Raw genomic sequence first — 22,447 nt, forward strand, 5'->3', positions numbered from 1 at the left:
TCTCTGAAATTGAATACTGCACAAAAGAATTGGGTAAAGATGACCAGCGTGAACACGATCAAGAGATTGGCCTGCACCACGCTCGGCGCCATTGTCGCCGTGCTGCTCATCGTCGGGTTCGGGGGCATCGCCTCGGCTGAACCCACACCCGCACCCGTCGTCGCGGCAGAACAGGCCGCACCGGTGGCGGTTCCCGTCGCGGCCTGCATGGCGCCGGGTGACAGCGTCCAACTCCGGTCGGCGATCGCCGCCGTGCTCGGCACCACGATCGGCGCGATCGTGGGCCTGCCCATCTTCTTGTTCGGCGCTATTCCCGGCGCGATCATCGGCGGCGTGGTCGGCTTCATGGTCGGCTCGACCTGGTATGCCCTGGACGCCGGTCAGGCGCCGCAGGGCTGCTGACCGGTCCCGGCCGAAATCAGTTGGCGGCGAGCCATTCCGCGTAGGTGGGGCCGCCGAGGGTCGCGTGCGGGGCGGCCAGCAGCGTGCCGTCCTCGAACTGTTCCCGATCCGGGTTGGCCGGGTCGCTGACCTCTTCGACCACGACGTCGAGGCCGCGCGCGGCCGCGAGCAGTGCGGCGGCGCCCGCCATGGTTTCCGGCTGCGGGCCCGCGATTTCCGGCAGCGGGCCGTCGGTGGCTTCCGGGGCCGGATTCACGGCCAGCTCGACCAGCGCCTCGGCGACCGTGCGGGCGGCGACCAGCTGGGTCCGCATCTTCGGCAGACGGGCGACCGCACCCTGGGTGCCCCAGCCGAGCATCACCTCGACCAGTTCGTGGAACTGGGCGGCGCGCAGAATCTGCACCGGCAGCGGGCCTTCCCGCAGCACCTGCTCGTGCACGAGCTTGGCGGCGTTGTAGCCGGCGACGGCCTTGTCGATACCGATGATGGAGACCGCGACCAGTTTCTCGACTCTCGCCTGCTGACCCGCCGTGTGCAGGTTCTTCGCGGAGGCGGTGAAGAACTCGGTGGCGATATCCTTGTCGGCGGACGGGGTGCTGGAGGCGTCGATCACGACCTGCACGCCGTCGAGAGCGTCGGCCAGGCCCGCGCCGGTTTCGATGTCGATGCCGTCGGCCCGGGAAAACGCCACCACCTCATGGCCCTGCTCGGTCAGCACATCCACCACGTGGCGGCCCAGTCGTCCGGTCGCTCCGGCCACCGCGATCTTCTTCGAGTTCGACATGATCTGCTCCATCTGTTCGGCTTTCGCGGTGTTCTTCCGCGTTCACAGAGGAGACGAAACCGGGCTCACAAGTGTGACATCACAGAGAAGGTGCAGGTCAGGACGTCAGCGCGGCGTGCAGGGTGGCCGACCACTGGTCCACGATCTGCTTGCGGCGCGCGGAGTCGTCGGTGAGCACGTCGGCCAGGCCGAGGCCGCGGGCCAGGTCCAGGGTGGCCTGAACCAGGTGGTGCGCGACCGGATCCGAGTCGTCGACGCCGAGCGCCTCCACGGCGCGGCGGTGCGCGATCCGGCCGAACTTGGCTTCCAGCGGGACAATTCGTTCGCGCAGCACCGGATCGGCGGCGGCATGGGTCCACACCTGCAGCGCCGCCTTGAACAGCGGTGTGGTGTAGGAATCGACGAGACCGGCCACCACGGCCTGGGTGCGGGTCGCGCCCTCCGCGACCTCGGCCAGCGCGATCGCCTCGGACTTGGACTGCGCCATCCGGGTGTCGAACATGTACTCCAGCGCACCGGTGATCAGGTCTTCCCGGGTCGGGAAGTGATGCTGGGCCGCGCCCCGCGACACCCCGGCCCGCTCGGCGACCACCGACACGGTGGCGGCTGCCCAGCCACGTTCGGCCAGGCAGTCGATGGTCGCCTCGAGCAGCCGCTGCCGGGTGGCCCGGCTGCGGTCCTGCTTGGGTTCGTGGGGTGTCGCCATGGGCCTTATTGTGCCCAGCTCGGTGGACGGCGCTGCAGGAAGGCCAGCATGCCCTCCTGCACCTCGGGGGTGCCGAAGAAGCTCGCCGAGCGCTTGGCCAGCTCGTCGGCGGAGTCGTCGAACGCCGCGAGGATGCCGCCGTTGACCAGGTTCTTGGCCTCGGCCAAACCCTGCGGCGAGCCCTTGCGGAGTTCACCGCAGAGGCGCGCGACCTCGGCGGCCGGATCCTCGGCGGTGATCGTGACGAGCCCGATCTCCCGGGCCGTCGCCGCGTCGAACTTCTCGCCGGTGAGGTAGTACCGGCTGGCCGCGCGCGGGTCCAGGCGCGGCAGCAGGGTCAGCGAGATCATGAAGGGCGCCATGCCGATTCGCACCTCGGTGAGGGCGAACGAGCTACCCGGACCGGCGACGACGAGGTCGCAGGCGGCGATGATGCCCATGCCGCCGGCGCGGACGTTGCCGTCGATCTGCGCGATCACCGGCTTCGGGATCTCCACCAGGTTGCGCAGCACCCCGATCATGACGCGGGTGCGTTCGTCGGCGGCCGCGGCCGGGTCGGCGTTACTGGCCTCACTGAGGTCCGCGCCCGCACAGAACGTGCTGCCGGTGTGGGCCAGCACGATGCCGCGCACCGCCGGGTCCTCCCAGGCCCGGTCCAGGCCTTGCAGCAGCTCGGCAACGAGCTTGGCGGAGAGGGCATTCCGGTTGTGCGGCGAGTCCAAGGTGAGGACCGCGAAACCATCGCGCAGTTCGTAGCGCACATAGGGTGCGGTATCGCTCATGCCTTCGCCTCGCTGGCGCTCGGCTCCGGCATGCGCGATGCGCGCCGGCACATGATTCGCTTCGCTCATGGCGTCTCCTCAGTAGGACTTCGGCAGGCCCAGCGAGAACTGGGCGACGAAGTTGAGCACCATTTCCCGGCTGACCGGGGCGATCCGGCCGATGCGGGCGGCGGCGAGCATGGCGGCCAGGCCGACGTCGCGGGTCAGGCCGGCGCCGCCGTGGGTCTGGATGGCCTGATCGAGGGCCTTGATATTCGCCTCGGCCGCAGCGTATTTCGCCATGTTCGCGGCTTCGGCCGCGCCCATCTCGTCGCCCGTGTCGTAGAGGGTGGCGGCCTTCTGCATCATCAGCTTGGCCAGTTCCAGTTCGATCTTCACCTGGGCCAGCGGATGCGAAATGCCCTGGTGCGCACCGATCGGCGTCTTCCAGACGGTGCGCTCCTTGGCGTACTCGACCGCGCGATCGATGGCGTAGCGCGCGCCGCCGACCGCCATGGCGGCGCCCATGATGCGCTCCGGGTTGAGACCGGCGAACAGCTGCATGAGCGCGGCGTCCTCGGAACCGACCAGGGCCGACGCGGGCAGCCGGACATCGTCGAGGAACAGCGTGAACTGGTGATCCGGCTCGATGATGTCCATTTCCTGGGCGGTCTTCTGGAAGCCCTCGGCATCGGTCGGCACGATGAACAGCGCCGGCTTGAGCTTGCCGGACTTGTGATCCTCGGTCCGGCCGACGATCAGTACCGCCTCGGCCTGGTCCACGCCGGAGATGAAGATCTTGCGGCCGTTGAGGATCCAGTCGGCACCGTCGCGGCGTGCGGTGGTGGTGATCTGGTGCGAGTTGGACCCGGCGTCGGGTTCGGTGATGCCGAAGACCATCTTGCCGGTGCCGTCGGCGAGTTTGGGCAGCCAGTACGACTTCTGCTCGTCGGTGCCGTACTTGGTGATGATGGTGCCGCAGATGGCCGGGGACACCACCATCAGCAGCAGACCCGCGCCCTGGGCGGAGAGCTCCTCCTGCACCAGCGCCAGCTCGTACATGCCGGCGCCACCGCCGCCGTACTCCTCGGGCAGGTTGACGCCCAGGAAGCCGAGCTTGCCTGCCTCGTCCCACAATTCGTCCAGCGGCTCGCCCTTGCGGGCCTTCGGGAGCACGTAATCGCGGTAGTTGAACTTGGCAGCCAGGGCGGCCACCGCGGCGCGCAGCGCCTTCTGCTCTTCGGTTTCGATGAAACTCATTGCTACTCCTCGACTTCTGCAGGATCTACCACTGCGAGAACGGCTCCGATGTCGACCTGCTGGCCGACGGTGACATTGAGGGCGCTCAGCACGCCGTCGGCGGGGGCGGCGATGGTGTGCTCCATCTTCATCGCCTCCAGCCACAGGATCGGCTGACCTTGGGTGACCTGGCTGCCGACTTCGGCGCCGAGCCGGATCACGCTGCCCGGCATGGGAGCGAGCAGTGAGCCGGTGGCCACCTGGTCGGCCGGGTCGCTGAAACGCGGCAGCTTGCGCACGGCCACCGGGCCCAGGGGTGAATCGACGCAGACGAGATCGCCGTAGCGGGCGATCGTGAATTGCCTTCGCACCGGACCACGTTCGCCGGGGACCGCCAGCACGACGCGGTCCGGAGTGGCCTCCAGCACGGCGAGGCCGTCGTGGCCCTCGACGGTGACGGCGTTGCGGCCGAATCGGTAAGCGACCTCATGGGTTCCGCTGATCCGGCTCTCATAGGACTTGCGCTGCGACTGCGCGGGCAGGTTCCGCCAGCCGCTCGGCAGGCCGCCCACGACCTTCGCGGTTTTCCGGTTCGCCGCAGCGTCGGCGAGCGCGGCGGCCACGATGGACAGTGCCTCGTCGGCTTCGGCGGCCAAAGGCGCTGCGAGCGTGTCCAGGCCGTGCGTCGCGAAGAACGCGGTATCGGTGTCACCGGCCAGGAACGCCGGGTGCCGCAGTACCCGCACCAGCAGATCACGGTTGGTCACCAGGCCGTGGATCTCGGCGCGCTGCAACGCGGCAGCCAGCAATCGTGCTGCCTCGCTGCGGGTTTCGGCGTAGGAAATCACCTTGGCCAGCATCGGGTCGTAGTGCACGCCGACGACCGAGCCGTCAACCACACCCGTGTCCAGGCGCACGCCGGGCCGATCGAGCAGATCGAATTCGGTAGCCACCAGCGGGATATCGAGGCGGTGCACCGGGCCGCTCTGCGGCTGCCAGTCCTGCGCCGGATCCTCGGCGTAGAGCCGGACCTCGATCGAATGTCCGCGCATGACGGGCGGTTCGGCGGCCAGGTGGCCGCCCGCGGCGATATCCAGCTGCAGCCGGACGAGATCCAGGCCGGTGGTGCACTCGGTGACCGGATGCTCCACCTGCAGACGGGTGTTCATCTCCAGGAAGAAGAAGTCACCGGCCTCGTCGGCCAGGAACTCCACGGTGCCCGCGCCGGTGTAGTCGATGGCGCCGGCCGCCAGCCGGGCCGCCTCGAAGAGCCGCTTGCGCATGCCCGGAATCCGTTGCACCAGTGGCGAAGGCGCTTCCTCAACCACCTTCTGATGACGGCGCTGGATGGAACACTCCCGTTCACCGACGGCCCAGATGGTGCCGTGCTCGTCGGCCATCACCTGGACTTCGATATGCCGTCCGGTCTCCAGGTAGCGCTCGCAGAACACGGTCGGATCGCCGAAGGCGGACTCCGCTTCGCGCCGGGCCGCTTCGATCTGCGGTTGCAGGTCGGCGAGCGCACGCACCACCCGCATACCCCGGCCGCCGCCACCGGCCGAGGCCTTGATCAGCACCGGCAGATGCGCATCGGTGACCTCGGCAGGGTCCAATTCGGCCAGCACCGGGACACCGGCGGCGTCCATCAGCTTCTTGGACGCGACCTTGGAGCCCATCTGCTCGATCGCCTCGACCGGCGGGCCGATCCAGATCAGGCCCGCCGCCTGGACGGCCTTCGCGAAATCGGCGTTCTCCGAAAGGAATCCGTAGCCCGGATGGACGGCGTCGGCACCGGCGGCCAGCGCGGCCTCGATGATCAGCTCGCCGCGCAGATAGGTTTCCGCGGGCGTGTTACCCGGAAGACGCACTGCCGCATCGGCTTCGGCGACATGTGGCGCGGCGGCATCCGCGTCGGAGTACACCGCCACGGTGCCGAGCCCCATGCGACGACAGGTGGCGAAGACGCGGCGGGCGATCTCGCCACGGTTGGCAACCAGAACACTGGTGATCGTCATATGCGGCCTCACATCCGGAAGACGCCGAAGCCCTCGGCGCCCTTGATCGGGGCATTGTGGATGGCGGACATCGCCATTCCCAACACCGTGCGGGTATCGCGCGGATCGATCACGCCGTCGTCGTAGAGCCGGCCGGACATGAACATCGGCAGCGATTCGGCCTCGATCTGCGCTTCCACCATGGCGCGCATCCCGGCGTCGGCCTCCTCGTTGAACGGCATGCCCTTCGCCTCGGCGGCGGCGCGGCCGACGATGGAGATGACTCCGGCCAGCTGCGCACCGCCCATGACGGCGGATTTCGCACTGGGCCAGGCGAAGACGAAGCGCGGGTCGTAGGCGCGCCCGCACATGCCGTAGTGCCCGGCGCCGTAGGAGGCGCCCATCAGCAGCGAAATGTGCGGCACCTTCGAGTTCGAGACCGCGTTGATCATCATCGCGCCGTGCTTGATGATGCCCTTCTGCTCGAATTCCTTGCCGACCATGTAGCCGGTGGTGTTGTGCAGGAACAACAGTGGCGTGTTCTTCTGGTTCGCCAGCTGGATGAACTGGGTCGCCTTCTGCGATTCCTCGGAGAACAGCACGCCGCGGGCGTTGGCGAGAATGCCGACCGGGTAGCCGTGCAGTTCCGCCCAGCCGGTGACCAGGCTGCTGCCGTAGAGCGGCTTGAACTCGTCGAAATCGGAGCCGTCGACGACGCGGGCGATGACCTCGCGCGGATCGAACGGGATCTTCAGATCCGACGGGACGATGCCGAGCAGTTCCTCCGGGTCGTACAGCGGCTCGATCACCTCGGTACGCGCCCGCGGGCCCTTCTTCTCCCAGTTCAGGCGCTTGATGATCGAGCGCCCGATCCGGATCGCGTCCTGCTCGTCGGCGGCCAGGTAGTCGGCCAGGCCGGAAACCCGGGCGTGCATATCGGCGCCGCCGAGGGATTCGTCGTCGGACTCCTCACCGGTGGCCATCTTCACCAGCGGCGGACCGCCCAGGAACACCTTGGACCGTTCCTTGATCATCACCGTGTAGTCGGACATGCCGGGGATGTAGGCGCCGCCCGCGGTGGAGTTGCCGAAAACCAGTGCGATAGTGGGAATTCCGGCGGCCGAGAGCCGGGTGAGGTCCCGGAACATGCGCCCGCCGGGCACGAAAACTTCCTTCTGCGTGGGCAAGTCGGCGCCGCCGGATTCGACGAGGCCGATCACCGGCAGCCGGTTCTCCATGGCGATGTCGTTGATGCGCAGGTTCTTGCGCAGCGTCCACGGATTCGACGTGCCACCGCGCACCGTGGGATCGGGCGCCACGATGATGCATTCGACGCCCTCGACCACACCGATGCCCGCGATGACGCTGGCGCCGACGTGGAAGTCGCTGCCCCACGCGGCAAGCGGGCACAGCTCCAGGAACGGCGAGTCCTCGTCGATGAGCAGTTCGATGCGCTCGCGCGCGGTCAGCTTGCCGCGCTTGCGATGCCGGGCCAGCTTGTCCGGGCCGCCGCCCGCGATCGCCTTGTCGAACTCGGCTTCGATCTCGGTGAGCTTGCCGCTCATCGCTTCCGCGGCCGCCGCGTACTCCGGCGACGCGCTGTCGAGTGTGCTGCGCAGTGTGGTCAAGACTGGTACCCCAATCGTTTCGCTGCCAATCCGGTCAGAATTTCGGTGGTGCCGCCGCCGATGCCGATGATCCGGATGTCGCGGTACTGCCGCTCCACCTCGGACTCGCGCATGTAGCCCAGGCCACCGAAGAGCTGCACGGCCTGATTGGCCACCCACTCGCCCGCTTCCACGGCGGTGTTCTTGGCGAAGCACACCTCCGCGATCAGATCCGTCTCACCATTGGCCGCGCGCTCCACCACATTCCGGGTGTAGACGCGGGCCACATCGGTGCGACGGTGCATCTCGGTGACCGTGTTCTGCACGGCCTGCCGGCTGATCAGCGGGCGGCCGAAGGTCTCCCGGTTGCGCACCCACTCGAGGGTGAGATCCAGGCAGCGCTGGGCCTGTGCGTACGCCTGCACGGCCAGCCCGACGCGCTCGCTGACGAAGGCGCCCGCGATCTGGTAGAAGCCCGAGTTCTCCGGTCCGACAAGGTTTTCCACCGGCACCCGGACATCCTGATAGGACAGTTCGGCGGTGTCGGAGGCCAGCCAGCCCATCTTTTCCAGTTTCCGGCTGACCGTGAAACCCGGCGTGCCCTTCTCCACCACCAGCAGCGAGATCCCGCTCGCGCCCGGCCCGCCCGTGCGTACCGCGGTGACCACGAAATCGGCGCGCACGCCGGAGGTGATGTAGGTCTTGGCGCCGTTGACGATGTAGTGGTCGCCGTCGCGGCGGGCCGTCGTGGTCAGGTGCCCCACATCGGAGCCGCCGCCGGGCTCGGTGATCGCCAGCGACCCGATCTTCTCCCCCGCCAGCGTCGGCCGGGCGAAGCGCTCGATCAGATCCTCGTTGCCCGAGGCGATGATGTGCGGCACGGCGATCCCGCAGGTGAACAGCGAGGCGAACAGGCCACCGGAGGCGCCGGCCTGATGGATCTCCTCGCACACGATCATCGCGTCGATACCGTCACCGCCGGAACCGCCGACGGCTTCCGGGAATTGGATGCCCAGCAAGCCGAGCGCCCCGGCCTTCTTGTGCAGCTCGCGCGGGATCTCACCGTCCCGCTCCCAGCCATCGAGATGCGGAAGGATCTCCCGCTCGACGAAACCTCGTACGGTGGCGCGCAATTCGCGCCGCTCGGGTGAATTCCAGGGACTCACAGCAACTCCACGGGGATATCGACATGACGGGAGCGCAGCCATTCGCCGAGCCCCTTGGCCTGCGGATCGAAGCGGGCCTGGTAGGCCACGCCCTTTCCGAGCAGGCCGGAAACAATGAAGTTCACGGCGCGCAGGTTCGGCAGCACATGCCGGGTGACCGGCAGCGGCGCGGTTTCGGGAAGTAGTTCCCGCAGCCGTTCGACAGTCAGGCTGTGCACCAGCCACCGCCACTGCTCATCGGTCCGTACCCAGACACCGATATTGGCGTCGCCGCCCTTGTCGCCGCTGCGCGCCAGCACGATCGTGCCGAGCGGTGCGCGGCGAGTCTCGCTCGCAGGCAAGGTGTCCGGAAGCTCAGGTTCCGGAACTGCCTCCAGCGCACGAATTTCCGTCGCCGGGTCGATCCGGATCCGCGTGCCCGCCGGCAGCACCGCGATATGCGGCACCTCGGCGGCATCGACGAACCCCGGCGTGTACACGCCATACGGCGAGCCGTTGCCCGGCAACGTCGTAAAGCTGCACCCCGGGTAACTCGCCAGCGCCAGCTCGACCGCCACGCTGGAGAACGCCCGCCCGACCTTGTTCGGATCCGGATCCCGCACGACACAGCGCAACAGCGCGCTGGCCTGCTCCTCGGTCTCGGCGTCCGGGCGGTCCAGCCGGGCCAGGGTCCAGTCCAGCTCGGCGGGCCGGACCGGGAGCCAGGATTCCAGCTGTCGTTGCGCCAGTTCGGCTTTCGCCTCGATATCGAGGCCGGTGAGGATGAACTCCATCTCGTTGCGGAACCCGCCGAGAGTATTCAGCGACACCTTCAGTTGCGGCGGCGGGGCCTCGCCGGTCACCCCGCTGATCAGCACCCGATCCCGCGCCTCTTGCGTGAGCTCGATGCTGTCCAGTCGCGTCGTGACGTCGGGCCCCGCGTATCGCGTGCCCTGGATCTCGTACATGAGCTGTGCCTGCACGGTATCCACGGTGACCGCGCCACCTGTGCCGTCGTGCTTGGTGATGACACTGCTGCCGTCGGCGCGGATCTCGGCGATCGGGAAGCCGGGCCGCCCGAGGTCGGCGAGCTCCTGGAAGAAAGCGAAGTTTCCGCCGGTGGCCTGTGTGCCGCATTCGATGACGTGCCCCGCGACCACAGCGCCGGCCAGCTGGTCGTAATCGGTTCGGGCCCAGCCGAAGTGGGCCGCCGCGGGTCCGAGGACCACCGAGGCGTCGGTGACGCGCCCGGTGACCACGATGTCCGCGCCCGCGTTCAGGCACTCCACGATGCCCCAGGCACCGAGGTAGGCGTTCGCGGTCAGCGGCTGACCGAGCCCGAGTTCGCCTGCGCGCCCGAGCAAGTCGTCGCCCTCGACGTGCGCGATCTTCGCGTCCAAGCCCAGATCGGCGGCGACCTTGCGCAGCTTCTCGGCCAGTCCGGCCGGATTCAGCCCGCCGGCGTTGGCGACGATCTGCACATTGCGTTCCAGGGCCAGCTCGAGGCAGTCCTGCACCTGGCGCACGAAAGTCTTGGCATAGCCGAGGTCGGGGTCCTTCATCCGGTCCCGGCCCAGAATCAGCATCGTCAGTTCGGCGAGGTAATCGCCGGTGAGCACGTCGAGCTGTCCGCCCTCGAGCATCTCGCGCATGGCGCCGAGCCGGTCACCGTAGAACCCGGAACAGTTGCCGATCCGGATGACATCCGGGTCCGCGGCCAGATTTCCCATAGCGCCCAGCATCACATCCGATCTAGAAAAAAGCAAGCACGCGTGCTTGTTAAAGATCTATGCAGGTCGGGGCCTAGTTTGCCCAGGGCTACCCCTGCTGAGGACAACCCGGACGAACCCGGCAGAATCAGCACAATGTCGACCGACGTCTCCGTGATCCTGCTGCTCGCCCTGTCCGGGTTTCTGGCCGGCGGGGCCTACTCGCTCTGGAAGACCACGCGCCCGCTGGCCATCGTGCTGGCCGTGTGCGCCGTGCTGGCCGCCGGCGGGGCGATCGCCTGGGGAATCGGCTAACCCTCGGACAGGCGGTAGATACGCAGGTCTTCTGGCACACCGCTGAGCGGCGCCGCGAAGAAACTGCGGCGATAGGGCTTCACCGTGTACCCCAGCTCGGCCAGCGTCTCCGGCTGCACCGACTTCAGGGTGGCCTCCGAGAGCATGGTGTTGCCGTTGCCGCCCGACTCCATCACGCGGGCCGCGATGGTGACATCCACGCCTAACCAGTCGCCGCCGATCTCCCGTGGTGAGCCGGTGTGCAAACCGACCCGCATCTGCGGGCGATAGCCGTGCACGTTCACGTTCTCCAGGTTGCGCTTGGCGTGCGCTGCGGCCCGGACCGCCCGGTCGGCCGAGGTGAACACGGCCATGACGCCGTCGCCCATGCGTTTGACCACGTGACCGCCGCGATCGGCGATCGGTGGCTCGATCGCCTTGGCGACGCCGCGCAGCAGTTCCAGGGTGGCCTCGTCGCCGGCCGAGAGTGACCAGCGGGAGAACGCCACCAGGTCGGTGAACATCACAGTTACTTCCGCGCTACCTTTGCCGCGGCCCACGCGCTCCAGCATCGCCTGCCAGACCTGCAGTGCGCCGAAGCCGATCTCCCGGGCCGCGCTGGGCGTATCGCCGACCAGTTTGTCCGCGGCGCGGGCCACCGCGCGCGGACCGCCGGGGCCCGAAACCGACAGCGGGTCACCGAAAGCCGGGTCACCGGGTAGCTGTTCGCGCGCTTTACGCAGCATCCCGATGAAGTCGGGGCGCTGGTTCGCCGTGGTCATCAGGGCGGACAGCTGTCCGCGCCGGAAGACCGGCCCACCCCGGCGCGGCGGCCGTGGCCCGTCGGACGGTTCGAGCGGTATGACGACTTCAGGCGGAACGCCCCCATTGGCCTCCGGCTCCGGCACGGGTTCGGTACCGCCGGAAGGTGTATCCCTCACGCCCCGAGCGTAGCTCAGGACTTCTGGCGGGGGCAGGTTACTTCTCCCGGTCATCGTGCCACCCCACTATCGCTCGGTGCGGCCACTTCATTGAGCCCGCCGATGGATAACTCGATGATTGCTGTGATTCAGGCTACCGGCGCGGCGACGCGGCAGGGAAGAGATCTGCTTCACAGCGCCCGAATGGTCCGGTAACCGGTCTGAATAGTCCGGAAAGCGCTACGGCCCGGTAACGGACGAATCCGTACCGGGCCGTAGCGACCACATCGTCCACCGGGCAGTGGCAGGCGATGTGCCCGGGGCACGCGGACCTCCCGACAAGGTCGCGGCCCCTACCCGAGTGGCGAGGGAAGGCTACCCGGGTGGTCTTTGCTCAGGCGTCGCGCTTGTTCACCGAGTACAGCGCCGCACCGAAGACGACCGCGACGAACGCGGCGAAGTACAGCAGGCCGCCCCACGGACCCCAGTGGAACTGGCTGACGGTGCTTTCGCCACCCGAGCCGAGGAAGTGATTAGCGTTGGCGAACGGCAGGTACGGCGTCACGTTCTTGGCGACCCACGGGATCGCGCCGAACAGACCCTCGATCAGCAACGGCCACAGGATCAGCAGCGAAATCGCCGCCGCCGACTGGCGCACCAGCGTGCCGATAGCCACCGCGAGCACCACACACAGGAAGCCGTAGATCGGCACCCCGAACAACGGCCGCCACGAATCCATGCCCGAGAGCTCGAGATTCGGAGCCAATTCGGCCCGGGCGATCACCTTGACCAGCACGTAGGCCAGTCCCACCAGCGCGCCGGTAAGCACCGCGCCGTAGACCGCGAGCAACCCGGCCTTGGTGGTGATCACGCGACCGCGATGCGGAGTGGCCTGGAAGGTCGTCCGGATGATCCCGAAGCGGTATTCGTTGGTCACCGCGAGCGCCGCCATGATCATCAGCACCATGACGCCGAAACCGGCGATGCCGCTGGAGGCCATGGCCGGGGTCAAGCTGGGACCCTCGCTGGCGTTCTCGGTGCCGTAGGTGGCATTGGTGATCAGGGTGAACAGCAAGGGCAGGCCCAAGCCGAGCACGATGATGATCGCCGTGCACCACCAGGGTGACCGGGTCGAGGTGAGTTTGATGCGTTCCGCTGTCAACACGCCCATCAGAGCGCACCTCCCATCACTTCGTCCAAGCCGGTGCCGTGATATTCCACCGCGCCGCCGGTCATCCGCATGAACGCCTCCTCCAGCGAAGCCCGCTGCGGCGACAACTCGAACAGCGTGATCTCGTTGGCGGCGGCCAGTTTTCCGACCGCGTCGCTGGTCACGTCGACCGCGATCACCGCGTCGGAGCCGTCCTCACGCACGGTCATCCCGTTGGAGGTGAGCAGGCTGCGCAGCTGATCCAGCTGCGGGCTGCGCACGCGCACCGTCGATTCCGAGGCCTTCTCGATGAATTCCTTGGTGCTGGAATCGGAGATGAGCTGGCCGCGGCCGATGACCACGAGATGCTCGGCGGTCTGCGCCATTTCCGAGAGCAGATGGCTCGACACCAGCACGGTGCGGCCCTCGGTCGCGAGCCGCTGCATGAAGCGGCGGATCCACAGGATGCCCTCCGGATCGAGGCCGTTCACCGGCTCGTCGAACAGCAGCACCTGCGGATCGCCGAGCAGCGCGCCGGCCAAGCCGAGCCGCTGCGACATACCCAGGGAGAATCCGCCCGCGGGTTTGCCTGCGACCTCGGACAGGCCGACCAGCTTCAGTACCTCGTCGACCCGGGAAGCCGGGATGTTGTTGGTCGCGGCCATCCAGCGCAGATGCGAGCGCGCCGAACGATTCGGATGCACCCACTTCGCGTCCAGGAGCGCGCCGACTTCACGCAGTGGCGACTGCAGTTCGTGGTACGGCTTGCCGTTGATCAGCGCCGTCCCCGCGGTGGGCTGGTCCAAGCCCAGAATCATCCGCATAGTGGTGGATTTACCAGCGCCGTTGGGTCCTAGGAAGCCGGTCACCTGTCCTGGCTGGACGGTGAACGAGAGATCCTGAACCGCGACGGTCTGGCCATAGTGCTTGGTCAGGCCCCTCAGTTCGATCATGCCGCCAAGCATTCCGTAAAAACCGCGCGGACGCGTCAGCACAAGGTGCCGAGTCTTCTCATCCTCGAGGATGAGACGTACCCCGAGGTGCGGTTATCGGGATGGGGAGGAAGCCTGAGCCCAGAAGCGCTTCGGGATGCGGCCGGCGAGGCGGGCGCCGTATCCGGCCCGCACCGCGGCGGCCATGGCGGCCGCCATCAGGGCGGGCTGCTGGGCGCGGGTCACCGCGGTGGCGAGCAGAACCGCCGAGCAGCCGAGCTCCATGGCCAGGGCCGCGTCGCTGGCGGTACCGATACCCGCGTCCAGGATGACCGGGACGCCCGCGGCGGCCACGATCATCTCGATATTGTGCGGATTGCCGATGCCCAGGCCGGTGCCGATCGGCGAACCGAGCGGCATGACCGCGACGCAGCCCGCGTCCTCCAGGCGGCGCGCGAGCACCGGGTCGTCGTTGGTGTAGGGCAGCACGTTGAAGCCGTCGTCGACCAATTGCTCCGCGGCGGTGAGCAATTCGATGGGGTCCGGGAGCAGGGTGCGCTCGTCGAAGACCACCTCCAGCTTCACCCAGTTGGTGTCGAGGGCCTCGCGGGCCAGCTGCGCGGTGAGCACGGCCTCGGCGGCGGTGCGGCAGCCCGCGGTGTTCGGCAGCGGCATGATGTCCAGGCGCTTCAGCAGATCGAGCACGCCGGTGCCGCCCGCCGCGTCCACCCGGCGCATGGCCACGGTCGTCAGCTCGGTGCCCGAAGCCAGCAGCGCTTCCTCGAGCACCGACAGGCTTTCCGCGCCACCGGTGCCCATGATCAGGCGCGAGCCGAACTCGCGGTCGGCAATGCGCAACGGCTCCAGGTCAGCCACCTTGCACCGCCGTGAGCACCTCGATGTTCCAGCCGCGGCCGACCGGGTCGTCCCAGCGCGATTTCGGGAAGACAGCGCCGTCGACGGCCAGGGCGACACCCTGGCACGGCAGTTCGAGGCGCTGCAAAAGCTCACGCACCGTGAGTGATTCGGCGAACTCGTGGTCCTGCCCGTTCACGGTGACGCCGATGGGGACCGACGTTGCGGTCATCGAGTACCTCCTGGTGCTGACGAGAGGGGTGACGCGGATGGCGTCGTCGTAAAACGCTGCGGGTCAGCGGATCGCGCTTCCGGCAGCGGAGATCCGGCGAGCTCGCCCAGCACCGCGTCCACGGTGAGCGGGGTGGTAAGCATGCCGTTGCGGCCATGGCCGGTGGCGACCACAATCCGGTCGGTGCGTCTGCCGAGCAGCGGCAGATTGTCCGGGGTGCCGGGCCGGGAGCCCGCGATCGCTTCGGACAGTTCGTATTCGGCGATGCCGGGCAGGATTGCCTCGGCGTCGGCGATCAGGTCACGGACCCCGCCGACGGTCACGGTGGTGTCGAATCCGGCCTCGTATTGTGTTGCGCCGACCACGATTCCGTCGCCGCGCGGCACCAGGTAGACGGGCCGCCCGTGTACTCGGGCGCGGATCACCCGGCGCGGTACCGGCGTCGCGCCCGGCCGGTGCCGCAAGCGCAGGATTTCGCCCTTGACCGGGCGGACCGGCAGGTCCGGCAGGAGCCGGGCCGAAGCCGCGCCCGCGGCCAGCACGATCTGATCGAACTCGAGCTGGTCGAGGTCCTCGACGGCTTCCGCACGCACCTGAACTCCGGCGGCAGCGCAGGCTTTACGCAGACCCTCGAGTAGCCGGCGATTGTCGATGGCGGGTTCTCCGGTGGCGAGCAGTCCGGCGCGGACCGTGCGAGCCAGCGCGGGCTCCAGAGCGCGCACCCCGGCCCGATCCAGCACCCGCAGGTCGTGGCCGTATCCCCCGACCCAGTCGGCGATGGTGCGCAGATCGGCGGCATCGGCGGCATCGAGGGCGACGGTCAGCGTCTCGTCGGCGACGAAGACCTCCACGCCGGTCGCGGTCCGCAGCCGGGCGGCGAAGTCCGGCCACCGCGCCAAGGATGCCGCGCCGAATTCCAGCACTCGCTCCTCACCGGGCCAGCCCTCCGACAGCGGTGCGAGCATGCCACCCGCGACCCAGGACGCTCCGGAACCGATCGCGGGATCGAAAAGGGTGACCGACCAGCCTGCCTCGGCCGCCCGCCAGGCCACTGCCTGCCCGATTGCGCCGCCCCCGACGACGCCCAGCGTGGTCACTGCCATCTGCGATCACCGGCAGCCGGTGAATACAACTCGGAGGCGCCCTGTCGCCGACCCCGCATTTCGTTCACCGCTTTCCTGTGCCTTTTTCAGCCCCCACCCGTTCGCATACCAACGGTAGCGCGGCTACCGTCGGAGTCGTGCAACCCTCCCATCAGAAAAGATCACTTTCCCCCAGGGAACGGCTGGCTACCGCACGGCTGTATCTGTGCACCGACGCACGCCGGGAAAAAGGGGATCTGGCCAAGTTCGCCGACGCGGCGCTGGCGGGCGGAGTCGACATCATCCAGCTCCGGGACAAGGGGTCGCCCGGTGAGGCGAAGTTCGGGCCGCTCGAGGCCAAGGCCGAACTCGGCGCGCTCGCCGAACTGAAGGCCGCCGCCCGGCGCCACGGCGCGCTGTTCGCGGTGAACGACCGCGCCGACATCGCGCTCGCCGCGGGCGCGGACGTGCTGCACCTGGGCCAAGGCGACCTGCCGCCCTGGTACGCGCGCCGGATCCTCGGACCCGACGTGGTGATCGGACGGTCCTCGCACAACCGCGCGCAGGCCGGGCTGGCCGCGATCGACGAGCACATCGACTACTTCTGCACCGGGCCGGTGTGGGCGACGCCGACCAAACCGGGGCGCACGCCGTCGAGCATCGACCTGATCCGGTCCACCGCCGACGCGCATCCGACGCGGCCGTGGTTCGCGATCGGCGGCATCGAGCTCGGGCGCGTGCCGGAAGTGCTGGCCGCGGGAGCCGATCGGATCGTCGTCGTCCGGGCCATCACCGACGCCCGGGATCCGGAAGCCGCTGCCCGGGAACTGAAGGCCGCGTTGCTCGCCAACGCTTAGAAAAATGCGCGAAGGGGTGGCTCAACGCGATCGGGCGGCGGTAGGAAGCTACGCCAGCAACTGACCGCGGGTGAGTGCCAGGACCGCGTTTGCCAGGTGTTCGGCTTCCGACCGCTCCGCCGCGGAATCCGGGATCGCATTGTCGACGATGCGGGCGTGTGTGCCGGGGCCGTCCGGTTCGGCGTGCAGCCAATAGAAGCCCTGGTCGGCGAGGTCGACCGTGCGGGGCAGGGCCGCTGCGACCTGGCGGGCGTCGTCGCTGTCGGGCAGGTCGTCGAGGCAGACGCGCGCGGGGGCGGCGCGCAGAGCCGGCCAGGCGAGGGCGAAACCGGGATGCAGGGGATGTTCGTCCACTTCGGCCTCCGGGACCCAGGCCAAGGCGGTGCTTTCCTTGTTGCGGCTGGTCGGCAAGGTCATGACGGCGTCGGCGACGATCGTCGTGTACGTCCAGCCGCTGGCAGCCGATGCGGTTATGCGTTCACTGCGAACACGCACGTCGGACGGGTTGATACCCGCTTCCTCCCAGGCCTCCCGCACCGCCGCGTGCACCGGCGTCTCATGGCTGTCCCGGGCGCCGCCGGGCAGGGCCCAGGTGCCGCCCTGATGGCTCCACAGCGCGCGATGCTGCAGCAAGACAGCGGAACCGCCGCCGGGCAGCGGGGCGCGCAACAACAATCCGGCGGCGCCGAAACGGCCCCAATGCCGAACGCCGCTCGGGTCCTTGGACCACCCGTCCCCGTCACCACGCATCGCCAACCATCCTCGTCCCGCCGTGGGAGCTGACTGGTTTTCCAGGGGCGTTTCACATCCACGGCACCGGTAAGCCCACAATAAACTGCGACGCAGGCGCACAGGGAGGCGCGGACCCCGGAGGTGAAGATGGCTCGGACCGAGCAGTTGTCCGTGCGCAAGCAGCTCCGCAATGTCCCGGTAGCCAAGGTGCGTGAGCAGCTGGACCCGGCCAATGTGCGGTCCTTCGCCGAATCCTCCCCCGGCCGGCTCATCGCCTTCGGCCTGCTGCTGATCGCGTTGTGCCTGGCGGCCGGGTGGGTCGCCGCGGGCGCGGTCAGCGACCGCCAGCACGCCCTGGACGTCCTGCTCGACGACACCGAACCCAACGCGCATTCCGCGCACCGGCTCTACACCTCGCTCTCGATCGCCGACGCCGCCGCGGCAACCGCGTTCATCGCGGGCGGGGTGGAGCCGGAGGCCGTGCGAGACCGGTACGCCCAGGCCGTCGGCGAGGCCGCCGCGGAACTGGTCACCCAGTCCGGGCAGGCCGTGGACCACAACTCCCCGGACCATCGGCTGCGCACCGGGATCGCCACCGGATTGCCGGTCTACACCGGGGTGATCGAGACCGCGCGCACCAACAACCGCATCGGATATCCGGTCGGTGCGGCGTATTTGAGCGAAGCCTCGAACCAGATGCAGACCACGCTGCTGCCGATGGCGCAGGAACTGCAGGGCCATCGGTCCGACGCGGTCGATGCCGCGCAGAACCACCATGTGCGGCCACCGTGGCTCGCGATCGCGCTGCTGATCGTCACGCTGGGCGCGCTGGGCTGGGTGCAGCGGGACCTGGCGCTGCGCTGGCGGCGCACGTTCAACGCAGGCCTGCTGCTGGCCTGCGGGTCGGTAGTGATTCTGCTGGCCTGGACTGTCATCGCCGGCGCCATCTCCGCCACGGCGGTGATCCAGGGTCGTGACGAGGGCGCCGCGCCCGGATCCCGGCTCACCGAAACCCGGATCCTGGCCCAGCAGGCTCGGTCCGCCGAAACCCTGAAGCTGGTCAACCGCGACGCGACCGGCGACTACGACCGGACCTACAACACCGGCATCGCGCGAATGAACGAACTGCTCGCCGGTTACCCCAAGGACGCGCCCGCCGCCGACCATCTCGTCGAAGCCCGGGCCGCATTGGACCGTTGGCGCGCCGCCCATCAGCGGATGAACGAGACCCTGGACCGCGGTGACTTCACCGGCGCCGCCGTGGTGGCCACCGGGCCCGGCGCCGCGGACGCGGCCGCTCAGGTCGAGGCGCTGGACCGCGCGCTGGAGCTCGGCTTGGACAAGACCCGCAGTACGTTGCGCGGCAACATCTCCCAGGCCGCACGGGTGCTCGACTTCCTGGCGCCCGGCGCCCTGGCGCTGGGCATCGCCGCGGCCGTCTTTGTCGGATTGGGTATCTGGCCACGACTACGGGAGTACCGATGAAAACCCGGCTCGGCCTGCTCGCCGCCCTGCTCTCGGCCACCGCGCTGCTCGGCGGTTGCGTCAGCGACAACGATTCCCGGCCGCCCAGCAAGACCAGCAGCTTCGGCGAGCCGCCGCTACCCGCCAAAGCCGTTCCCGTGCAGACGGATACGCCGGTACGCCCCGAGAACGGCCAGAAGTGCGGTGACCCCACCGCCAGCCTCCGGCCCGACGGCGCCCGCGGCGCGACGCTGGACAAGATCCGCGCCCGCGGCCGCCTGGTCGTCGGATTGGACACCGGCAGCAATCTTTTCAGCTTCCGCGACCCGATCAGCGGCACCATCGTCGGCTTCGACGCCGATATCGCCCGCGAGGTCGCCAAGGATCTGCTCGGCAGCCCCGAGCTCATCGAATACCGCAGCCTCAGCTCCGCCGACCGGGAGCGGGCGCTGCAGGACCACACCGTCGACCTGGTGGTCAAGACCATGACGATCACCTGCGAACGCCGCCAGAAGGTCGACTTCTCCACCACCTACCTGCGGGCCAACCAGCGGGTGCTGACGATGAAGAGCTCGGGCATCACTGGCCTGTCCGACCTGGCGGGCAAGCGGGTGTGCGTGGTCACCGGCACCACCTCGCTGGACCGGATCCGCCGCGAACAGCCCGCCGCCACCATTCTCTCCGTGCCGACCTGGGCCGACTGCCTGGTCGTGCTGCAACAGCGGCAGGTGGACGCGGTCAGCACCGACGACTCCATCCTGGCCGGGCTGGCCGCGCAGGACCCCTACACCGAGGTGGTCGGCGAGAGCATCAGCGTCGAGCCCTACGGGATCGGAATATCCAAGGGGGCAGAGGATCTGGTGCGTTTCGTGAACGGCACCCTGGACCGGGTCCGCGGCGACGGCACCTGGGAGCGGCTCTACCGCCAATGGCTCTCCGGGCTCGGTCCCTCGCCCGGTCCACCGGCCCCGACCTACCAGGACTGAGCCGATGATCGACGACGAGTCCGACAACGAGCGCACCCAGCCGATCTACGCCGGGTTCTGGACGCCACCGCGGCATCCCGAACAGGAGGCGCCGGATCCGGCGGGACCGCCTGAACCCGAAGCGAATTCCGAGCCACAGGGCCATGACCCGGACAGCTTCGAGCCCACCGTCGCGGTGTCGCATGTGCCGCTCACCCCGCAGGAGCCCGAGCTGCCCGGCACCATGGCCGCCGCGATCGCCGCCGCGGATAGCCGGCGGGACTCGGGGGCGGCGACCTCCGCCGGTGCGCATCGCACGTCCGGACGCAGCGTCCGCACAGCCCGGTCCCGATCCTCAGTCCGCAGGCTCGGTGCCGGGCTCGTGCCGATTCCGGACGTACCGCCCGCCGACCCGCTCTCGGCCGTCCTTTCCGATCCCGTTGTCGCCGAGGCGAAGCGCTTCTGCTGGCGCTGTGGAAACCCGGTCGGCCGGGCTACCGGCATCCGCGCGGCCAGCACCACCGGGGTCTGCCAAACCTGCGACGCCCCCTACGATTTCCGGCCCTCGCTGCATCCCGGCGACATGGTTTCCAACCAATACGAGATCCAGGGCTGCCTGGCACATGGCGGTCTCGGCTGGATCTACCTCGCCATCGACCGCAATGTCAGCGACCGCTGGGTGGTGCTCAAAGGCCTGCTGCACGCGGGTGACGCCGAGGCGCAGGCGGTGGCCGTCGCCGAGCGCCAATTCCTCGCCGAGGTCGCGCATCCCAGCATCGTCAAGATCCACAACTTCGTGGAGCATCCGGGCCCGGACGGTGCGTCCATCGGCTACATCGTGATGGAGTACGTGGGCGGGCGGTCGCTGCGCACCATCCTCGACTCCTACGAGCGGCCGCAGCGGATGCCGGTGGCCGAGGCGATCGCCTATGTGCTGGAAGTGCTTCCCGCGCTGGACTATCTGCATTCCATCGGGCTCACCTACAACGATCTGAAACCCGACAACATCATGATCACCGAGGATCAGGTGAAACTGATCGACCTCGGCGCCGTGGCGACCATCGAGGCGTACGGAAACCTGTACGGCACCAGGGGATTCCAGGCGCCGGAGATCGCCAAGACCGGGCCGACGGTGGCCTCCGACATCTACACCGTCGGGCGCACCCTGGCCGTGCTCACCCTGAACATGCCGATGGAGCAGGGCCGCTACGCCGACGGCATCCCGGACCCGGCCGAGCATCCGGTGCTCGCACGCTACGAGTTCTTCCACCGCCTGCTGCTGTGCGCCACCGAACCCGATCCGGCCCACCGGCTGCCCTCCGCCCGGGCCATGTACGCACAGCTGGCCGGTGTGCTGCGGGAAATCCTGGCGCTGGACACCGGCGTGGAACATCCCCAGTTATCCACAGTGTTCAGTCCACAGCGCGCCAGCTTCGGCACCGAGGAGTTGCTCAGCCAGACCGACGCCTATGCCGACGGCATCGGCCGCAGCAAGCTGCTGCAAGCGCGCGATATCGCGGCGGCACTGCCGATTCCGGTGATCGACCCCGCCGACCCCTCGGCGCCGCTGCTGGCCGCGGCCATGCAACCCGACCCGCGCCAAGCGCTGGAGTCGCTGCAGGAGGCGCGGGAGCGAGCCGTGGGCGATCCCGGAAATGCCCCGGAGACATTGGAATTGGAGCTGACACTGGCCGAAGCCCGGGCCCGCCTCGATCTCGGCGAAGCGGCCGCGGTGCGGCATCTGCTGCATCAACTCCCGGCCGCCGACTGGCGCATCGACTGGTATCTCGGGCGCACCGAACTGGTGGAACAGAACTACGAGCAGGCCTTCGGGCACTTCGACGCGGTGCTGCGCCAGCTGCCCGGCGAGATCGCCCCCAAGCTGGCCCTGGCCGCCACCGCCGAACTGGTGCTGCACCACTGGGATTCGACAGATCCGGAGCAGTGGCGCGCCTACGCCGAACGGATGTACGCCACGGTCTGGCGCACCGACCGCGCGGTGGTGAGCGCCGCGTTCGGCCTGGCCCGGCAGCTCGCCGAAGCCGGACGCATCGACGAGGCGGTGCGCGCCCTCGACGAGGTCCCCGCCACCTCACGCGCGTACACGACCGCCCGGATGACCGCTGTGCTGCTGCTGCTCACCGCCGCACCGGTCGCTCAACTCGACGAAGCCACCCTGCACATCGCGGCCTCCCGGGTGCAGGCCGTGCCCACGGGTGAGCGCCGCGCGGTGCAGCTGCGGGTCATGGTGCTCGGCGCCGCCCTGGCCTGGTTGCAGGCGGGCAATCGCCCGCGACTACCCGACGCCACCCTGTTCGGCGCGCCGTTCACCGAACGCGACCTGCGCGACGGCACCGAGGCGGGCCTGCGCACACTGGCCCGCTCCGCGCCGGGCCGCGGCCATCGCTACGCGTTGATCGACCTGGCCAACACCATTCGCGCGAAATCCTGGTTCTGAGAAAGCAAAGCCCGGCCGGGGGAAGGTTCCGGCCGGGCTCGGATCCGGCCGTCTGCAGTCGGCGCCGCGGACACCGGCCACACGCTGCCGCACCGGGGGCAGCCGGGACGGCGGTTCGGGGTGGCGGCGAGGGAGGCGGCTTCCCGAAGACGTGCTGTG

Annotated in this window: 21 protein-coding genes; 6 read left to right on the forward strand and 15 right to left on the reverse strand. The window is 68.8% G+C overall.

Annotated features, from left to right (window positions below; genetic code table 11):
• Positions 1 to 39: 39 nt before the first annotated feature.
• A complete protein-coding gene (locus IBX22_RS15685; protein WP_194816308.1) occupies positions 40 to 402 on the forward strand; it encodes a hypothetical protein in 363 nt (120 codons plus the stop codon).
• A gap of 16 nt (positions 403 to 418) precedes the next feature.
• Here IBX22_RS15685 and IBX22_RS15690 read toward each other — a convergent pair whose 3' ends face one another.
• From IBX22_RS15690 to IBX22_RS15725, 8 genes are all read right to left on the reverse strand, one after another.
• A complete protein-coding gene (locus IBX22_RS15690; protein ID WP_194816309.1) occupies positions 419 to 1,186 on the reverse strand; it encodes an SDR family oxidoreductase in 768 nt (255 codons plus the stop codon).
• Between the two features lie 97 nt (positions 1,187 to 1,283).
• The gene (locus IBX22_RS15695) at positions 1,284 to 1,892 is read right to left on the reverse strand and encodes a TetR/AcrR family transcriptional regulator (RefSeq protein WP_194816310.1); all 609 of its coding nucleotides are present in this window, start codon (positions 1,890 to 1,892) and stop codon (positions 1,284 to 1,286) included.
• A gap of 5 nt (positions 1,893 to 1,897) precedes the next feature.
• Entirely contained in the window at positions 1,898 to 2,674 is a 777-nt protein-coding gene (locus IBX22_RS15700; protein ID WP_194817712.1) for an enoyl-CoA hydratase family protein, read from the reverse strand.
• Positions 2,675 to 2,752: 78 nt separating this feature from the next.
• Positions 2,753 to 3,913 (reverse strand): acyl-CoA dehydrogenase family protein, encoded by a 1,161-nt coding sequence (locus tag IBX22_RS15705; protein WP_194816311.1) that lies wholly within the window; start codon positions 3,911 to 3,913, stop codon positions 2,753 to 2,755.
• 2 nt (positions 3,914 to 3,915) lie between these two features.
• On the reverse strand, positions 3,916 to 5,907 hold the full coding sequence (locus IBX22_RS15710; RefSeq protein WP_194816312.1) for a biotin carboxylase N-terminal domain-containing protein: 1,992 nt from the start codon (positions 5,905 to 5,907) through the stop codon (positions 3,916 to 3,918).
• Between the two features lie 8 nt (positions 5,908 to 5,915).
• The gene (locus IBX22_RS15715) at positions 5,916 to 7,514 is read right to left on the reverse strand and encodes an acyl-CoA carboxylase subunit beta (RefSeq protein WP_194816313.1); all 1,599 of its coding nucleotides are present in this window, start codon (positions 7,512 to 7,514) and stop codon (positions 5,916 to 5,918) included.
• A complete protein-coding gene (locus tag IBX22_RS15720) occupies positions 7,511 to 8,659 on the reverse strand; it encodes an acyl-CoA dehydrogenase family protein (RefSeq protein ID WP_194816314.1) in 1,149 nt (382 codons plus the stop codon). The genes IBX22_RS15715 and IBX22_RS15720 overlap by 4 nt, the downstream gene beginning before the upstream one ends.
• On the reverse strand, positions 8,656 to 10,368 hold the full coding sequence (locus tag IBX22_RS15725; RefSeq protein WP_194816315.1) for an acyclic terpene utilization AtuA family protein: 1,713 nt from the start codon (positions 10,366 to 10,368) through the stop codon (positions 8,656 to 8,658). The genes IBX22_RS15720 and IBX22_RS15725 overlap by 4 nt, the downstream gene beginning before the upstream one ends.
• A gap of 135 nt (positions 10,369 to 10,503) precedes the next feature.
• Between IBX22_RS15725 and IBX22_RS15730 the strand changes: the two genes are divergently transcribed.
• Positions 10,504 to 10,662, forward strand: a complete 159-nt coding sequence (locus IBX22_RS15730; RefSeq protein ID WP_194816316.1) for a hypothetical protein — start codon at positions 10,504 to 10,506, stop codon at positions 10,660 to 10,662.
• Here IBX22_RS15730 and IBX22_RS15735 read toward each other — a convergent pair.
• The 6 genes from IBX22_RS15735 to thiO form a co-directional block, all read right to left on the reverse strand.
• Entirely contained in the window at positions 10,659 to 11,582 is a 924-nt protein-coding gene (locus IBX22_RS15735) for an adenylate/guanylate cyclase domain-containing protein (RefSeq protein ID WP_375540242.1), read from the reverse strand. The genes IBX22_RS15730 and IBX22_RS15735 overlap by 4 nt on opposite strands.
• Before the next feature lie 373 nt (positions 11,583 to 11,955).
• Positions 11,956 to 12,732, reverse strand: a complete 777-nt coding sequence (locus tag IBX22_RS15740; RefSeq protein ID WP_194816317.1) for an ABC transporter permease — start codon at positions 12,730 to 12,732, stop codon at positions 11,956 to 11,958.
• Positions 12,732 to 13,664: an ABC transporter ATP-binding protein gene (locus IBX22_RS15745; protein WP_194816318.1), complete on the reverse strand. Its 933-nt coding sequence runs from the start codon at positions 13,662 to 13,664 to the stop codon at positions 12,732 to 12,734. The genes IBX22_RS15740 and IBX22_RS15745 overlap by 1 nt, the downstream gene beginning before the upstream one ends.
• A gap of 93 nt (positions 13,665 to 13,757) precedes the next feature.
• Complete coding sequence (locus IBX22_RS15750; protein WP_228539037.1) at positions 13,758 to 14,510, reverse strand: thiazole synthase; 753 nt, start codon at positions 14,508 to 14,510, stop codon at positions 13,758 to 13,760.
• A 1-nt stretch (position 14,511) separates the two neighbouring features.
• On the reverse strand, positions 14,512 to 14,730 hold the full coding sequence (thiS, locus tag IBX22_RS15755) for a sulfur carrier protein ThiS (protein ID WP_194816320.1): 219 nt from the start codon (positions 14,728 to 14,730) through the stop codon (positions 14,512 to 14,514).
• On the reverse strand, positions 14,727 to 15,833 hold the full coding sequence (thiO, locus tag IBX22_RS15760) for a glycine oxidase ThiO (protein WP_194816321.1): 1,107 nt from the start codon (positions 15,831 to 15,833) through the stop codon (positions 14,727 to 14,729). Before thiO ends, thiS begins: the two co-directional genes overlap by 4 nt.
• A 137-nt stretch (positions 15,834 to 15,970) precedes the next feature.
• On the opposite strand from thiO, the gene thiE reads away from it, so the two are divergent.
• On the forward strand, positions 15,971 to 16,669 hold the full coding sequence (gene thiE, locus IBX22_RS15765; protein WP_194816322.1) for a thiamine phosphate synthase: 699 nt from the start codon (positions 15,971 to 15,973) through the stop codon (positions 16,667 to 16,669).
• A gap of 48 nt (positions 16,670 to 16,717) precedes the next feature.
• Here the strand turns inward: thiE and IBX22_RS15770 are convergent, their stop codons facing one another.
• Positions 16,718 to 17,419: an NUDIX hydrolase gene (locus tag IBX22_RS15770; RefSeq protein ID WP_194816323.1), complete on the reverse strand. Its 702-nt coding sequence runs from the start codon at positions 17,417 to 17,419 to the stop codon at positions 16,718 to 16,720.
• Between the two features lie 129 nt (positions 17,420 to 17,548).
• Between IBX22_RS15770 and IBX22_RS15775 the strand changes: the two genes are divergently transcribed.
• Genes IBX22_RS15775 through IBX22_RS15785 form a run of 3 tightly spaced genes read left to right on the forward strand, consistent with a single transcriptional unit; the run spans position 17,549 to position 22,288 of the window.
• Positions 17,549 to 18,886, forward strand: coding sequence for a hypothetical protein (locus tag IBX22_RS15775; RefSeq protein ID WP_194816324.1), 1,338 nt, complete (start codon positions 17,549 to 17,551; stop codon positions 18,884 to 18,886).
• Positions 18,883 to 19,851 carry a glutamate ABC transporter substrate-binding protein gene (locus IBX22_RS15780; RefSeq protein WP_194816325.1) on the forward strand — a complete coding sequence of 323 codons (969 nt, stop codon included), beginning with the start codon at positions 18,883 to 18,885 and terminating at the stop codon, positions 19,849 to 19,851. Before IBX22_RS15775 ends, IBX22_RS15780 begins: the two co-directional genes overlap by 4 nt.
• A 4-nt stretch (positions 19,852 to 19,855) precedes the next feature.
• A complete protein-coding gene (locus IBX22_RS15785) occupies positions 19,856 to 22,288 on the forward strand; it encodes a serine/threonine-protein kinase PknG (RefSeq protein ID WP_228538827.1) in 2,433 nt (810 codons plus the stop codon).
• Positions 22,289 to 22,447: the final 159 nt, after the last annotated feature.

The organism is Nocardia sp. XZ_19_385 (assembly GCF_015355755.1).
In the GTDB taxonomy this organism is placed as follows: Bacteria; Actinomycetota; Actinomycetes; order Mycobacteriales; family Mycobacteriaceae; genus Nocardia.